Source organism: Rhodococcus sp. IEGM 1351, assembly GCF_030056875.1.
GTDB lineage: Bacteria > Actinomycetota > Actinomycetes > Mycobacteriales > Mycobacteriaceae > Rhodococcus_F > Rhodococcus_F opacus.
Window position 1 is genome coordinate 274,347 of the sequence record NZ_JASHKU010000004.1, and the last position, 14,083, is coordinate 288,429.

Sequence of the window (14,083 nt, forward strand, 5' to 3'; positions counted from 1 at the left end):
CGACCGTCGCGGTCCTACCCTCGAACCGAGGGGCGGACAGCGGAGATGAGGAGAACGACATGGATCTCGGTCTGGGCGGCAAGCGGGCCGTCGTCACCGGCGGCAGCCGCGGAATCGGTTTCGCGATCGCGCGCAGCCTCGCGTCGGAGGGGGTCGACGTGGTGCTCGCGGCCAGGGGCGTCGAGGCGCTGGAACTGGCGGCGAAGACGCTGTCGCAGGAGACCGGGCGGCGGGTGATCGGAGTACCCACCGACACCGGCGACGATGATTCGGTGCGCGCCCTCGTGCAGCGGACGGTGGACGAACTCGGCGGCGTCGACATTCTCGTGAACGCCGCGGCCACACCGTGGAGCGCGGGCAAGCCGAGCGACTTCGCGTCCACCACCGACGACGTGGTGCGCGCCGAACTCGAGATCAAGGTGCTCGGCTACCTGCGGACCGCCCGCGCGGTGGCACCGCACCTCGTGGAGCAGGGGTGGGGACGGATCATCAATATCAGCGGGCTCGGTGCACGCCAGGCCAATTCCATCGCGCAGACCGTGCGGAACGTCGGTGTGTCGGCGCTGACGAAGAACCTCGCCGACGAACTGGGACCGCACGGAATCAACGTGACGGTGGTGCATCCGGGGCTGACGCGGACGGAACGGCTCGTCGACCGGCTGGCGGCGCAGTCCGAGGCGGAAGGTGTGCCGGTCGCCGAGTTGGAGTCGCGGCTGGCTACCAACTCGATCCACCGGTTGATCGACGCGAGCGAGGTCGCGGACGTCGTCACGTTCCTGGCGTCACCGCGCAGCGTCGGGATCACCGGCGACGCGGTTGCCGTCGGCGGGGGTGCTCCGGGCGCCGTCTATTACTGAGCGCGGGCGGGTGACAGCGCGCCGTCGTGTTCGGTGACTTCCCGGGCGGCGCGCTCCCCGGACCGGATGGCCCCGTCGACCCAGCCGCACATCACGGACGAACTCTCCGTGCCTGCCCAGTGAATGCGACCGCACGGCTTGCGGAGGGCGTGGCCGAACTGGGTGAGCACTCCCGTCGGCGCATGGCTGAGCATGCCGCCGCCGGAGTACCGCTCGACGCTCCAGTTCTGCTCGATGTAGTCGACGGGGGAGGCAGCTTTGGCTCCGAACCTCGCGGTCAACTCGCCGAGCACCGCTTTCTTCCGTTCCGCTTCCGACAGCGTCCCCAGCGTGCGGGCGATCGGTCCCTCGACGATCACGCACAGAACACCGGGGCGCCCCGTGTCGGTGCTCGCGTCGATGGTGACGGTCGCGGGGGAGTCGGGTGCCGCGGACTGCCCGGACAATCCGTCCGCGCGCCAGAAGGGTTCGTCGTAGACGACGGCGATCTTCATGACCGCGCCGCTCGGCATCCTCTGGTGCAGGAAGGACCGATCCATCGGCAGGAGCGGCTCGTAGAGGATCTGGCTCGCGATCGCGAGGGGGACCGCGACGATGGCCCTCCGGGCCCGCACCGCCATATCCGCGGATCGGACGGTCACGCCGTCGCCGTCCTGCGCGATGTCCCGGACGGGTTGTGACAGATGGAGTGCGTCGCCGATCGCGGCCGCCATCGGACGGTAGACGGCACCCATTCCGCCGACCGGCCGCGCGTCCTCGGCCGCGTCCTTCACACCGAGAACGAAACTCGGACCGCCGCCGGACGCCATCTGGTACAGGACGAACAGCATCGACACCTCGGACGCCGCGGACGTGTAGCAGCCGGCGATGGCGGTCTCGAGAAGGTCGTGGGCCGGCTTGGACAGCGTGTTGTCGCCCAGCCATTTGGCGAGGCTGATCGCGTCCCACTTCGCTGCCTTCTTCGCCTCCCACGGCGCCTCGAGCGGAATCGTCTTGCACATCTCGCCGAGTTCGACGAACACGGCGCCGAGATTCGCGGCCGCCCAGGGACTCATCGTCAGGGGAATCGTCCCCTTGTACCGGTACTGCTTGCCGTCGACGACCATCATCGCCTCGCCGTCGGTGTACTGCTTGTAGCTCTTGACGCCGAATTCGTCCATCAGGGCGTAGATCCGGTCCTGTCCCGGCCCGATCCACGCACCGCCCCGATCGATCCACGAACCGTCCTCGCGGACCATGGTGAACGTCCGCCCGCCGATCCGGTCACGCGCCTCCAGCAGCGCGACCGATTGTCCGGCCTGTTTCAAGCGCAGTGCCGCCGTCAGTCCGGCGAATCCGGCGCCTACGACGCAATAGTCGACTTCGATGTCTGCCATGACACATCCCCTCGCGCTCTGCGCGCGGCCCTCGTGCGGCCGTAGGTAACGGGTGCGCCGCCATTGGTCATGGGGGTGTGAATTCCTCTCTCCGGGAATGACATCGCCGCGCACAGAACATATTCATCCTTACTCGCGGCGAGTATCCCGGTCAAGGGCGTCCCGCCCGTGAGTACTTGTTAACCGCGGGCGGTTAACAAGTACTCACGGGTCAGCGGCGCAGCGCCTTTCGCGCCAGCCAGTTGCCGAAGAACTGGGAGGCCTGGACGAGCAGGATGATGACGAGGGTGGCGACGAGGGTCACCTGCCAGTTGAAGCGCTGATACCCGTAGACGATGGCGACGTCGCCGAGCCCGCCGCCGCCGATCGTCCCCGCCATCGCGGACATGTCGACGATGCCGATGAGGACGAACGTGTAACCGAGGATCAACGGGCCCAGGGCTTCCGGGATCAGCAGGGTGACGATGATCCGCAGGGGTCCGGCGCCCATCGCGCGGGCGGCCTCGATCACGCCGGGGTCGACGGTCACCAAATTCTGTTCCACGATGCGTGCGATGGCGAACGACGACGCGATGATCATCACGAAGATCGCGGCCTCGGTTCCGATGGTCCGGCCCACCACGGCGAGGGTTACGGGACCCAGTGCGGCGAGCAGGATGATGAACGGAATCGGCGGACGATGTTCACCAGGATGTTCAGCACCGTGTAGGCCGCCGTGTTCTGGAGAATCCCGCCCTTCCTCGTGGCGTACAGCAGCGTTCCCACCAGGAGCCCGATCAGCCCGCCGACCACCAGTGTGATCACCACCATGTAGATGGTCGTGCCGATGGATTCGAACAGTACGGGGCGCAGCTTGTCTCAGTTCGTGGTCATGCCTGCACTTCCTCGACGTCGGTGACGGTCCGCAACCGGCGGATCACGTCGTCGACGCCGTCGTCCGGACCGACGAGCTCGAGCGTGAGACTGCCGAACGAGCGGTCCTGCAGGGTGGTGATGCCGCCGTAGACGATCTCGAACCGCACACCGTGCCCGCCCGCGTCGGAGAGAACGTCGCCGATCCGGCTGCCGTCGCGCACGTCGGCGGTGACGATCCGGCCGCCGAAACGCGAGCGCAGCCGTTCCAGGTCGGCGGGCTCCGGGCGGTTGCGCAGGATCGTGCTCACGAAGCTCTTCGACGTCGGCGCCTGTGGTTCCGAGAAGACGTCGAACACCGTGCCGAGCTCCACGACGCGACCCTCCGCCAGGACGGCGACACGATCCGCGACGGCCCGGACGACGTCCATCTCGTGGGTGATCACCACGATCGTGACCCCGAGTTCCCGGTTCACCTTGCGGAGCAGACTAAGTACGTCCCGCGTGGTTTCCGGGTCCAGGGCGCTGGTGGACTCGTCGGCGAGCAGCAGGTTCGGCGACGTCGCGCGCGCGGACGATCCCGACCCGCTGCTTCTGCCCGCCGGACAACTGGTCGGGGTAGACCCGTGCCTTGTCGGAGAGGCCCACGAACGTGAGCAGTTCGGCGACGCGTTCGCGGCGCTTCTGCCGCGGCCACCCCGTCACGACGAGGGGGTACGCGACATTCCCGGCGACGGTCCGCGAGCGGAACAGGTTGAACTGCTGGAAGATCATCCCGATCTTCGCGCGTACGTGTCGGAGTTTCGATTCCGACAGCGCGGTGATGTCGACGTCGTCGACGACGACGCGCCCACTCGTCGGGCGTTCCAGGCCGTTGATCAGCCGAACCAGCGTGCTCTTCCCGGCGCCCGAGTAGCCGATGACTCCGAAGATCTCACCCCTCTCGATGGTGAGATCCAGGGCGTCGACAGCGGTGAGCGTCTTCTTTCCCGACTGGAAGGTTTTCGTGACGGATTCGAATCGGACGATCGGTGTCATCTACGGCGGGACTCGACGGGTCGTCCTTGTAGAGAGCGGATGTGGGGTCGATGCCCGAACGCTCGAGGAATGTGTTGTTGACGATCGCGCCGTCGATGGATGCGAGCGACAGCGCCGTCTGCGCGGCGTCGACCGGGGTCACCTTCACCTTGGACGCAGTCGTGTCGATGTCGGCGGGCGTGGGGGACGGGTTGTCGCCGGTCAGCGTGAGCAGGCCGGCGCCCTTCAGCACGAACAGGGCACGAGCCTGGTTGCTGGGGTCGTTGGGGATTGCGATCTCGCCGCCCTGCGGAATGTCGGCGAGGCTCCGGTGCTTCTGCGAGTACAGGCCGAGCGGCACGATCTGGGTGGCGCCGATCGGGGTGAGGTCGTCGTCGGCGCCGGTGTTGTACTCGCCGAGAAACTGCAGGTGCTGGAAGAGATTGGCGTCGATCTGCCCCTGCGACAGGGCGATGTTCGGCTGCGAGTAGTCGGAAAAGTTCACGACGTCGAGCGTGATACCCGCGTCCTTCGCCTTGTCCTCGAAGATCTCCCACGAGCGGTCGCTGGCCTCGGTGGTTCCGATCCGGACCGTGTCGCCGTCGGCGCCGCCGGATCCACCGGAGCACGCTGTCAGTGCCGCCAGGAGAGGAACGGCGGCAAGGGCGAGAGAACGGCTGAACTTCACGGAAAATCCCCACGATCGATCGAATGGCCACGGAGTGCGGCCACTGGCAAGGTAGCGCCTCCGGGCGCCGCGCGGAATGGTTTGGATCGCCCTGATTCGAAGGACCGTGTCTCGACTTCCGTTCCTGCCCTACAGTATTCGACCGGAACCACCGAGTGCTCTAGGGTGGCGGGAAAGCATGCGAGAGGTGATGAAGCAATGAAGGTAACGGTAGTGGCGGGCAATCCCAAGCCCGGTTCACGGACGCTGGACGCAGCCGGCCTGGTCGCGACCGCGGTGACGGGTGCCGCCGCGGATTTCACGGTCGACTTGATCGAGCTCGGTGCGGGACTGCTCGGGTGGGGGGACGAGAAGGTCGCGGCGGCCGTGGAGACGGTGGCGTCGTCGGACCTCGTCGTGTTCGCCAGCCCGACGTTCAAGGCGTCGTACACGGGCGTGCTGAAGCTGTTCCTCGACCAGTTCGCGACCGGCGACGGCCTGAAGGACGTCGTGGTGGTGCCGCTGATGCTCGGGGGCGGGCCCGCCCACGCCATGGCGCCGGACCTGCTGCTCAAGCCGGTGCTCGTCGAACTCGGCGCGACGGCCCCGGCGCCGGGCCTCTACCTCATCGACACCACTTACACGACCGACTCACGTATCGCCGACTACGCCGAGCGGTGGGGTCCGATCCTCACCGCGGCGGCCCGGACCCGGACGGAACTCTCATGATGCAGGCGGACGGCACACTGGACAAGACTTCGCTCCGGGAGGCGTTCGGACATTTCCCGAGCGGTGTCGTCGCCGTCTGCGCCGAAGTCGACGGTGAGCGCGTCGGGATGGCGGCGAGCACGTTCGTGCCCGTGTCGCTGGAGCCGCCGCTGGTCGCGTTCTGCGTGCAGAACACGTCCACCACGTGGCCGAAACTCGCGGACCTCGCCCACGTCGGGATCAGCGTGCTCGGTGAGGCGCACGACGCGGCCGCCCGCGTGCTGGCCGCGAAGACCGGCGACCGGTTCGCGGGCCTCGACACCGAAACCACCGACGGCGGTGCGCTGTTCATCGACGGAGCGTCGGTGTGGCTGGACACCACCGTCACCCAACAGGTGCCTGCCGGGGATCACGCGATCGTGGTCCTGCGGATCAACGAACTGAGGGTGCAGTCCGAGATCGAGCCGATCGTGTTCCACCGCAGCCGGTTCCGCTGGTTGCGCACCGTCGCGTCCTGACCCGGTCCCGCTACCGCGGGCGCCCCACGGCGCTGACCACGGCCAAGGCTTCGTCGATGCACGCGGTCGCGTCCCGGCCTGCCGTGTCCAGGACGTGCACGGAAGAATCGACGGGCTGGTATTCGCGTCGGACGACGTCCGACCAAGTGGGAACCCGCAGACCTGCCACATCGACGACGCGGGTCTCGACGCGACGCCGGTGTTCCTGCTCGTCCGAGCAGACGACCTCGATCTCGGCGAGTGACGCATCGAGGTCGCGCGCGACTGTCCGCCACGCATCTCTGGTCACGTCGATCGGATTGACCGAGTCGGCGACAACGGAGACGTTGCCGCGCAGGATGTCGCGGGCCACGGCGTATCCCACCCGGTAGCCGGCCTCTGCGACCGACGGTGCTGCAAGAGACGAGTCGAGAATGGCCTGTTCGATGCTGTCGATGCGCACGTGTGCTGCACCGAGTGATTGCGCCAGCCCCCGTGCGATCGTCGACTTTCCCGATCCCGGCAGTCCGGCAAGGACGACGAGAACTGGACTTCGCCGCGCAGAACTGCGGCGGGGTTCGCGCGGGGTCATGGAGCGAGGTTACGGCCGACGCGGAGGCTTGTGGCACCACGCGTCGAAATCTGCGTACTCGCAGTTCCCATGGCGGCCGAGCGCTTCATCGACCCGGCTGGTCCGACCGGTGGCTTCGTCGCCCGTGCGTGGTTAGCGAGTCTCTGGACTCGTCAACCACTCACGGGCTGCGGAGTGCCCGGCGGACGGTGTCGGCGAACGAGGTGGGGTCGTGGATCAGCCAGCCGTGACCGCCCGTCACGGTGAGGACGGTCGGATTGCGGAGTGCTTTCCGCATCGACTCGAAGCTGGCGAGCGGAATCGTCCGGTCCGCGCGACCCCAGACGAGGGAGACCGGTAGGCCCCGGTCGGCGAGGACGCCGAGTTCGTGGCGCAGGTCCGCCCGTCTGGCCAGGTGCGCGGTGCGCCAGACCGCACGCGGATCCCGCAGCGTGTTGGGCAGGAACCCGTTGACGAGCGACGCCGTCGTGTGCGCGATGGTTCGGATCGACAGCGCCTCACCCAGCGCCGAAGCGCCCCAGTCCCACAGCGGCCTTTCGCCGATGGGCCGGATTCCCCAACCGTCGGACGACCAGGCGCCACCGCCGACGGAGTTGACGAGCACCAGGCGCGCGACCCGCTCCGGAAGGTCGTGGGCGGCCTGAATGGCGACGCCCCCGCCGAAGGAGTGGCCGACCAGTGTCACCGGTTCGCTGATTCCCGCCTCGTCGAGGAACCGTCCCAGCCAGGCCGCGTAACCCGCGAAGGTGCGGGCCTCGGGCGGATGGTCTGGAGTTCCGCCGAAGCCGGGAAGGGTCGGAGTGACGACGCGATGCCCCTGCTGGGTGAGCATTGACAGGCTGCGGCCGTACACCCGCGGGGTGAGCCCCCATCCGTGCAGGAAGACGACGGGTGAGCCGCGCCCTACGACAGTGAGGGTCGCGGCGTCCGCATCTGCGGGTTCCCCGAAGATCTCGGGTTCTGAATTCTGGATCAGTGACACGCCCAACAGCGTGGACGACGCGCATGCCTTCGGTAACGGGCCGAATTGCCTGAAGGCATACCTGTTTCTGAAGTTTCGTGACTGACCGGTCGGTTCGAGATCTGATCGTTATATACCTGGATTGCGAAAATAGGTATGTGTATGGGCCATTCGGCCGTTGTCCGCTGAGTCCGTGACCGGGATGTTATCTAACGTCTCGTCCGAGCGGCGCTGATGTCGCCGGAACCTCATGAATTGAAGGACTCAGCTCAATGGCCAAGCATAGATTGCGTCGGGGCAATCGTCTGCAGTTTTCGACCGGCGGTCTTCTGATCGCCGCCGGTGTGGGAGTGGGAGCATTTCTGCTTCCCGTTGCTCCCGCTGCAGCGGAGCCGATCACGATCCCAGGGATTGGGACGTTCGAGGTACCAGGCGTGCCGCCGGTGCCGCCGGCTCCGGCTCCGGCTCCGAACCCTGGGCCTCTCCCGGGACCGTTGCCTGCCCCGCCGGCGTTGCCGTCCACCCACGGCGCGCAGGCTCTCGCGGCCGCCGAATCGAAGATCGGATCGCCGTACGTCTGGGGCGCAACGGGGCCGAACGCCTTCGATTGCTCGGGTCTGGTGCAGTGGGCGTACAAGCAGGCGGGCATCTCCGTGCCTCGCACCACCTACGACCAGGTGAACGGTGGATCGCCCGTCGACAAGGGCGGCCTGCAGCCGGGTGATCTCGTCCTGTTCAACGGGGCGAACCACGTCGGGCTCTACGCCGGGAACGGCACGGTCGTCCACGCGCCCACGTCCGGGCAGCCGGTGAAGCAGGCGCCCCTCGATTCGATGCCGTTCTACGCGGCGCGCCGGTACTAGGCGGCTCCGCCGCCCGTGCGCCTTTCTGGTTGCCAGCGCTACCAAAAAGGCGCACGGGGCGCGAAGCGCCCTACGAGTTCCGGATCAGATCCGACGCCCGCTCACCGATGAGAACGGACGGTGCGTGGGTGTGCCCGCGGATGATGGCGGGCATGATCGACGCGTCGGCGACGCGCAGTTTGTCGACCCCTCGCACCCGCAGGTCGGGCGTGACGACGCTGGCGTCGTCGTTGCCCATGCGGCACGTCCCGACCGGGTGGTAGAGGGTGTGGGCGTTCTCCTGCAGTGCCCGGGCGAGAATCTCGTCGAGTGGCGTGCTCGGCGTGACGGCCGGGCGAATCATGTTGCCGAGCCGCGACTTCAGCGCCGGAGCCGATGCGAGGGCGTCGCACAGGCGCAGTCCTTCGAGCATCGCCCGCCGGTCGACTCCGCCGCTGTCGCTGAGGTAGCGGGGATCGATGATCGGCTTGGCGAGGGGATCGGCCGACCGCAGCGAGATCTCGCCTCGACTCTCGGGTTTCACGAGGATGGTGCCGATCACCGCGGCGTGACCGGTTGCCGGGATGAGGCCCTCGTCGAAGAACGGCGCGGGCCCGAAGATCATCTCGAGGTCGGGCAGTGCCAGATCGTCCCGACTGCGCGTGAAGCCGTACGCCTCGGCCACGTTCGACGTGAGCATGCCCCGGCGACGGGTCAGGTAGTTGAGCAGCTCGGGGATCTTCTCGGCGGCGAACAGCGAGTCCGAGTCGACGCTGTAGCCGAGGAACGACACCAGATGGTCGAGCAGATTCTTCCCGACCTCCGGCAGGTGCTGCTGCACCGCGATTCCGTGCTCGCGCAACTGTGCCTCGTCGCCGATGCCCGACAGCATGAGGAGTTGCGGGGAGTTGATCGCCCCGCCGGCGAGGATCACTTCCTTTGCGGCGCGGATGGTGCGTCGCACCCCGTCCTTCTCGTACTCGACGCCGACGGCCGCGGAGCCCTCGAACAGAACCCTGGTGGCCTGGGCGCCGGTGAGGACGGTCAGATTCTTCCGTTTCAGCGCCGGTCGGAGGTAGGCGTCGGCGGTACTCCACCGAGCACCCCGCTTCTGCGTCACCATGGTCTGTGAGAAACCCTCGGGTCGAGTGGCGTTCGCCCGCTCGACGGGATAGCCGGTCTCCTCGGCCGCCGCCAGGAACGACCCGGTGAGAGCGCGCGGGCTCCGCTGCTGCGAGACGACGATCGGTCCGCCGGTTCCGCTGTCGGCGTCCGACGCGTCCTGCACGTTCTCGATGCGGCGGAAGTACTTGACCACTTCCTTGAACGACCAGGAGTCGTCGGTGAGTTCGGCCCACTCGTCGTAGTCGGCGGCGAATCCGCGCACCCACATCATCGCGTTCATCGACGACGAGCCGCCGAGCATCTTGCCGCGCGGCCAGTAGATACTCCGCCCACCGAGCCCGGGTTGCGGCTCGGTCAGGTAGTCCCAATCCATCTCGCTGCGAAACAGTTTCGAGAACGCGGCGGGGATGTGCGCGAACTTGTCCTTGTCCTCACCACCGGCCTCGAGGACCGCGACCTCGCTGCCGGAGTCGGCGCTGAGCCGGTCGGCCAGCACGGCACCTGCCGAACCCGACCCCACGATCACGTAGTCGGCCACAGACAGTTCCTGATTCATCGTTCATCTCCACTTCGACGGGGGTGAGGGATAGAGGACACGCAGCCCTCATCCACGCAGCGCGGACGCGAAGATCGCCGGCAGCCGGGTCCATGAGGGTGCACCGGCAAATCCTGTCAGCAATCGGCCTGTCGTGGCGGCGGTTCGGTTGGTGACGAACCACGGGGGTTTGGGCGAGATGGACATCTCACGGTTCAGGATCGACCGCGGCGACGGACGGAACGGGCCTCGGACGACGGTGCGCTCCGGCCGGTCGATGAGCAGGGCGTTGTGCACCACGCCGATGCCGCTCTGGACGTCGTTGAGGGTGTGGCCGGGGAAGGCTCCCCAGGTCGCGGTGGCGGTGAGGTACCCGACGCCGGTCCACGCGTTCACGGCGATGGTTCCGTAGCGGAGGCTCTCGAGCAGTGAGTCGAACTCCGCGCCCAGCTCGCGGATGGTCTGCGGGGCGGCGACGATGTTGACCCCGAGGGTGCCGATGAAGTCCTCGTTCACGAGGTCCGCGGCGTGTGCCGCGAACTCGGCGCCGCCGTGGGGAAGGTCGATCACGCCGAGCACCGGGGCGAAGTACTCGGTCTGCAGGAGCGGGGCATATGCGCCGGGCTCGAGATCGGTGACCAGGACGCGTCCGCCGTTCTCGCCCAGGCGTGCGGCGGTGGGGAACGACGCTTTGGCGCCGGCGACCCGGGAGTCGCTGCCGGGGTAGTACGCGGCGCGGTCCGGTGCCGTGTCGAGGGCCTCCTTCAGGGCTGCGACGAACTCGTCGCGCTGCTTCCACTCGGACGACACGACCACCGCCTGCGCCGCGACACAGTTGTAGCCGCCGTTGTGGAGTCGTTGCGTCGCAATGTGTTCGGCCTGGAACTTGATGTCGGCGCGGCTCCATTCACCGGGCAGCACGATGGTGGGGGACACACCGCCGAGTTCACTGGAGATGGCCTTGCCGAGGATCGGCTCGTTCGCAGCCTTGCGCCGCGCGCCCTCCTCGCCGGTCCCGAACACGATCGCGTCGTGGGTGAGCGCGCTGCCCGTCATGTGCACGTGGTCGACGAGGTCGTGGTGCACCAGATACGTCCCGACCTCCGCGCCGCCGGTCAGCAACCGGACCGCGCCGATCGAGATGAGCGGTTCCAGGACACGTGTCAGCACGGGCAGCAGGCGGTCGGTGATGGGGTTGAGCTTGAGCGCGACGACGCGGTTGTGCGCGATCAGTTCGTACAGGGTGTCGAGCGGGGCGATCGAGGTGATGTTGCCGGCGCCCAGGACGACGCCGATGCCCTGTGTCCGCGACGGGTCACGCTGGGCGAGGCCGGCGTCGCGCTGTGCCGTCGCACGATCGATTCCCGGCTGCAACCACACGTCCGCGCTGAATCCGCTGAGCAGCAGCTTGTCGAAGATGTTCAGGGGCAGCGCCTTGACCGTGGTGCGGCCGCCGGGGGCCGTGCCGAATGTGGCACCGTCCAGCGGGCTGGTTCCGGCCTCGAGTTTCGCCAGGCTCGCGGACAGCGCCGCGGTGCCGGTGGCCAGCGGGTACGGTCCGGACATCCATTCCTCGCCGACCAGCGGCGACTTCGGGTCCAGGCCCTTGATCGCGACCGCGGCGTCCACCCAGTCGGCGGCGTGCTGCACGGTGAGGTCGTGCACCGTGTCGAGAAGTTTCCTGCGATCGGCGAGGGAGAGGTCGGCCCAGGTCTTCTCGCCCTCGGCGAGGTCGGCGAGGGCCGCGTCGACGTCCGGATGTGGGGAAGTCGCGCCGGGGGTGTTGGAGGTGGCCTCGGGTTCTGAAGTGCTCACTGTGGACAGCTCCGCTCGGGTCGAGTGCATGAAGGACCGCGCCGCAGAAAGGACAAACTACTGTGGCGTAGATTACTGATTCTCGTCCCAGTTCCGGGCGCCGCGCCATAGGCAGCGGCTGTCAATGTGAACATCCGGGCTATGCCGTCGCACAAAAAGGGTATGGCGCGGACCACGCCCGGTGGATAGTCTTGCCGGATGACTGTCAGCTCGGATGTCGCGCCGTCGCCCACCGATCTTCTGGGATCGATGCTGGAGTCCGTGGACCAGTTGTCCGAGGAACTCGTCTCGCGCATCCTGTCGGCCGAGCACGGCTACGTGGAGGCGACCCTCCTCACCCCCGAGCAGTTGTACGCGGCGTGCGTCGACAATCTGACGGCGATGCTGGGCAACCTCGCGGGTAGCGCTCCGGTACGGCTCGAGGCGGCGCGTGCGGCCGGACAGTTGAAGGCCGAACAGGGTGTGCCGCTCGCGGCATTGCTCCACGCGTTCCGGCTCGGCGGCCGCCTGATCTGGGACGAACTGATGGACCGCTCGGAGGGTCGCGCCACCAACGCCCTGCTCGACATGGCCGCCCAGGTGTGGGCGCTCGTGGACGTCTACTCGGACAGCGCCGCGGAGGCATACCGGGAGACCGCCGACCTGCGCGCCCGTGAGGACGCCGAGTCGCGCGGTCGGCTGATCAGAACGCTGTTCGGTGACCACACCGCCAACCCGGCCGGCGCCGCCGACGCGCTCCGCACGTTCCGGATTCCGGAGAACAGCACCTTCCTCGTCGTGTCCGTGGAAGCGGCGGCGTCCCCGTCCGCCGCGGACGTCGTCCAGTCGGACCTTCGCGGTGTGGGTGTCGACTCGGTGTGGGACACGGAGGTCGACGGCCGGATCGGACTGCTGTGGGCGGCCACCGCCGAGGTGCTCGAATCCGCGCTGGACCTCCTCGGCCGCACCGGTCACGGATGGATCGGGGTCAGCTCGGTGTTCGGACGTCCCGGCGGGACGGGACGGGCCGTCGAGCAGGCACGGATCGCCCGTCGCTGCGCCGGACACGGCGGATGCACCGTCACCCGCTACGAGTCGGTGCCGGTGTCGCTGCTGCTGGTCAGCGTGCCCGACGCCGGCAAGCTCGCATCGAACCAGATCCTCGGACCGGTGCTGGCCCTACCCGCCGAGGAACAGGAGAGTCTGCTCGTCACCCTCGACGCGTGGTTCTCCTGTCGCGGCTCCACCACCGCGGCGGCCACCCAGTTGCACTACCACCGCAACACCGTCCTGTACCGGCTGCGCAGGATCCACACCCTCACGGGACGCGATTTCTCCGATCCCATCGACGCCGCCGAACTGTACGTCGGTCTGCGGGCGCATCAGCTGCTCGGACGGTAACCGCGCCGATCGCGCGACCCGGGTGTATCAGAACTGCCGATTGGCGAGGACCGGCAATGCCTTTCGCACCTGCGCGACGACGTCCGTGTCGATGTCCACCGTGAGCATCCCCGGGCCCGAGTCGAGTTGGCCCAGAACAGCTCCCGTGGGTGATACGACGATGCTGTGCCCGACGCCGAGCGGCGTCGTGCCGTGGACTTCCTCGCCGGATGCTGCCGGGTCGGCCTGATCGCAGGCAGCGATGAACGTCGTGGAGTCGAGGGCGCGTGCCCGGGCGAGGAGTGTCCACTGGTCGACCTTGCCGGGGCCGCTGCCCCAGGACGCGGCGACCACGGTCAGGTCCGCACCGCGATCGGCGAGCGTTTGGAAGAGCCCGGGAAAGCGGATGTCGTAACAGGTGGCGATGCCGACTCCGACGCCGTCGACGGTCACGACGAGCGGCTCGGTTCCCGGTGCGACCGTGTCGGATTCTGCGAACCCGAAGGCGTCGTAGAGATGAATCTTGTCGTAGTGCGTGTCGACGCCGCCGCCGGTGACGAGCAGTGTGTTGCGGACCCTGCCGTCGTCGGAGGGGGTGAACATACCGGCGACCACGGTGACGCCGGCTCGGGCGGCGCACTCGCGGACGGCGTCGGCCCACGGCCCGTCGAGCGGTTGCGCGACGTGGGTGAGCGGTCCGCCGAACCGTTGCATGGCGGCCTCGGGAAACACCACCAGACGCGATCCCGCGTCCACGGCGGCCGCCACCTGCTTGTCGATCACTGCCAGGTTGGCCTCGGGGTCCGTCGAACTGGTGATCTGGGCGAGGCTGATGCGTAGCGTCACTATATTGCTCCTAGCTGCTGGTGATGTGGTGTAT

General features: G+C 67.8%; 12 protein-coding genes and 2 pseudogenes. 5 read left to right on the top strand and 9 right to left on the bottom strand.

From position 1 onward, the window contains the following. Positions 1-59 precede the first annotated feature (59 nt). On the top strand, positions 60-857 hold the full coding sequence (locus tag QM806_RS09235; RefSeq protein WP_005570226.1) for an SDR family NAD(P)-dependent oxidoreductase: 798 nt from the start codon (positions 60-62) through the stop codon (positions 855-857). On the opposite strand, the gene QM806_RS09240 is transcribed toward QM806_RS09235, so the two are convergent. The 4 genes and pseudogenes from QM806_RS09240 to QM806_RS09255 all read right to left on the bottom strand — a co-directional run bounded on the left by QM806_RS09240 (position 851) and on the right by QM806_RS09255 (position 4,790). After that, the gene (locus tag QM806_RS09240; protein WP_005570224.1) at positions 851-2,233 is read right to left on the bottom strand and encodes a flavin monoamine oxidase family protein; all 1,383 of its coding nucleotides are present in this window, start codon (positions 2,231-2,233) and stop codon (positions 851-853) included. The genes QM806_RS09235 and QM806_RS09240 overlap by 7 nt on opposite strands. 211 nt (positions 2,234-2,444) lie before the next feature. Continuing rightward, positions 2,445-3,085 (bottom strand): annotated as a pseudogene (locus QM806_RS09245) (methionine ABC transporter permease). A gap of 17 nt (positions 3,086-3,102) precedes the next feature. Continuing rightward, positions 3,103-4,123 (bottom strand): annotated as a pseudogene (locus tag QM806_RS09250) (methionine ABC transporter ATP-binding protein). Beyond that, complete coding sequence (locus QM806_RS09255; RefSeq protein WP_182625284.1) at positions 4,020-4,790, bottom strand: MetQ/NlpA family ABC transporter substrate-binding protein; 771 nt, start codon at positions 4,788-4,790, stop codon at positions 4,020-4,022. Before QM806_RS09255 ends, QM806_RS09250 begins: the two are co-directional and overlap by 104 nt. 198 nt (positions 4,791-4,988) lie before the next feature. Here QM806_RS09255 and QM806_RS09260 point away from each other — a divergent pair, with 198 nt between their 5' ends. Together QM806_RS09260 and QM806_RS09265 are read left to right on the top strand one after the other, a co-directional pair. Further along, the gene (locus QM806_RS09260; protein ID WP_054247176.1) at positions 4,989-5,498 is read left to right on the top strand and encodes an NADPH-dependent FMN reductase; all 510 of its coding nucleotides are present in this window, start codon (positions 4,989-4,991) and stop codon (positions 5,496-5,498) included. Continuing rightward, the gene (locus QM806_RS09265) at positions 5,498-5,995 is read left to right on the top strand and encodes a flavin reductase family protein (protein WP_182625305.1); all 498 of its coding nucleotides are present in this window, start codon (positions 5,498-5,500) and stop codon (positions 5,993-5,995) included. Before QM806_RS09260 ends, QM806_RS09265 begins: the two co-directional genes overlap by 1 nt. A gap of 10 nt (positions 5,996-6,005) precedes the next feature. On the opposite strand, the gene QM806_RS09270 is transcribed toward QM806_RS09265, so the two are convergent. Both QM806_RS09270 and QM806_RS09275 read right to left on the bottom strand, forming a co-directional pair. Next, a complete protein-coding gene (locus QM806_RS09270) occupies positions 6,006-6,566 on the bottom strand; it encodes a P-loop nucleotide/nucleoside kinase family protein (RefSeq protein WP_081276475.1) in 561 nt (186 codons plus the stop codon). Positions 6,567-6,726: 160 nt separating this feature from the next. Further along, positions 6,727-7,554, bottom strand: coding sequence for an alpha/beta fold hydrolase (locus QM806_RS09275; RefSeq protein ID WP_182625283.1), 828 nt, complete (start codon positions 7,552-7,554; stop codon positions 6,727-6,729). A gap of 245 nt (positions 7,555-7,799) precedes the next feature. On the opposite strand from QM806_RS09275, the gene QM806_RS09280 reads away from it, so the two are divergent. Then, positions 7,800-8,390, top strand: coding sequence for a C40 family peptidase (locus QM806_RS09280; protein WP_169692955.1), 591 nt, complete (start codon positions 7,800-7,802; stop codon positions 8,388-8,390). A gap of 70 nt (positions 8,391-8,460) precedes the next feature. On the opposite strand, the gene QM806_RS09285 is transcribed toward QM806_RS09280, so the two are convergent. Beyond that, positions 8,461-10,050, bottom strand: coding sequence for a GMC family oxidoreductase (locus QM806_RS09285; protein ID WP_005254032.1), 1,590 nt, complete (start codon positions 10,048-10,050; stop codon positions 8,461-8,463). Between the two features lie 48 nt (positions 10,051-10,098). After that, positions 10,099-11,844 (bottom strand): aldehyde dehydrogenase family protein, encoded by a 1,746-nt coding sequence (locus QM806_RS09290; RefSeq protein ID WP_005254033.1) that lies wholly within the window; start codon positions 11,842-11,844, stop codon positions 10,099-10,101. Positions 11,845-12,042: 198 nt separating this feature from the next. Between QM806_RS09290 and QM806_RS09295 the strand changes: the two genes are divergently transcribed. Then, positions 12,043-13,224: a PucR family transcriptional regulator gene (locus tag QM806_RS09295; RefSeq protein WP_167114075.1), complete on the top strand. Its 1,182-nt coding sequence runs from the start codon at positions 12,043-12,045 to the stop codon at positions 13,222-13,224. A 27-nt stretch (positions 13,225-13,251) separates the two neighbouring features. Here QM806_RS09295 and QM806_RS09300 read toward each other — a convergent pair whose 3' ends face one another. Next, positions 13,252-14,049: a carbon-nitrogen hydrolase family protein gene (locus QM806_RS09300; RefSeq protein WP_167114072.1), complete on the bottom strand. Its 798-nt coding sequence runs from the start codon at positions 14,047-14,049 to the stop codon at positions 13,252-13,254. Between the last annotated feature and the right edge of the window lie 34 nt (positions 14,050-14,083).

Excerpts from the sequence above, each read along its gene's own strand:
- QM806_RS09295 (WP_167114075.1), top strand. The coding sequence starts at position 12,043 with ATGACTGTCAGCTCGGATGTCGCGCCGTCGCCCACCGATCTTCTGGGA.
- QM806_RS09270 (WP_081276475.1), bottom strand. The coding sequence starts at position 6,566 with ATGACCCCGCGCGAACCCCGCCGCAGTTCTGCGCGGCGAAGTCCAGTT.
- QM806_RS09265 (WP_182625305.1), top strand. The coding sequence starts at position 5,498 with ATGCAGGCGGACGGCACACTGGACAAGACTTCGCTCCGGGAGGCGTTC.
- QM806_RS09260 (WP_054247176.1), top strand. The coding sequence starts at position 4,989 with ATGAAGGTAACGGTAGTGGCGGGCAATCCCAAGCCCGGTTCACGGACG.
- QM806_RS09285 (WP_005254032.1), bottom strand. The coding sequence starts at position 10,050 with ATGAATCAGGAACTGTCTGTGGCCGACTACGTGATCGTGGGGTCGGGT.
- QM806_RS09240 (WP_005570224.1), bottom strand. The coding sequence starts at position 2,233 with ATGGCAGACATCGAAGTCGACTATTGCGTCGTAGGCGCCGGATTCGCC.
- QM806_RS09235 (WP_005570226.1), top strand. The coding sequence starts at position 60 with ATGGATCTCGGTCTGGGCGGCAAGCGGGCCGTCGTCACCGGCGGCAGC.
- QM806_RS09280 (WP_169692955.1), top strand. The coding sequence starts at position 7,800 with ATGGCCAAGCATAGATTGCGTCGGGGCAATCGTCTGCAGTTTTCGACC.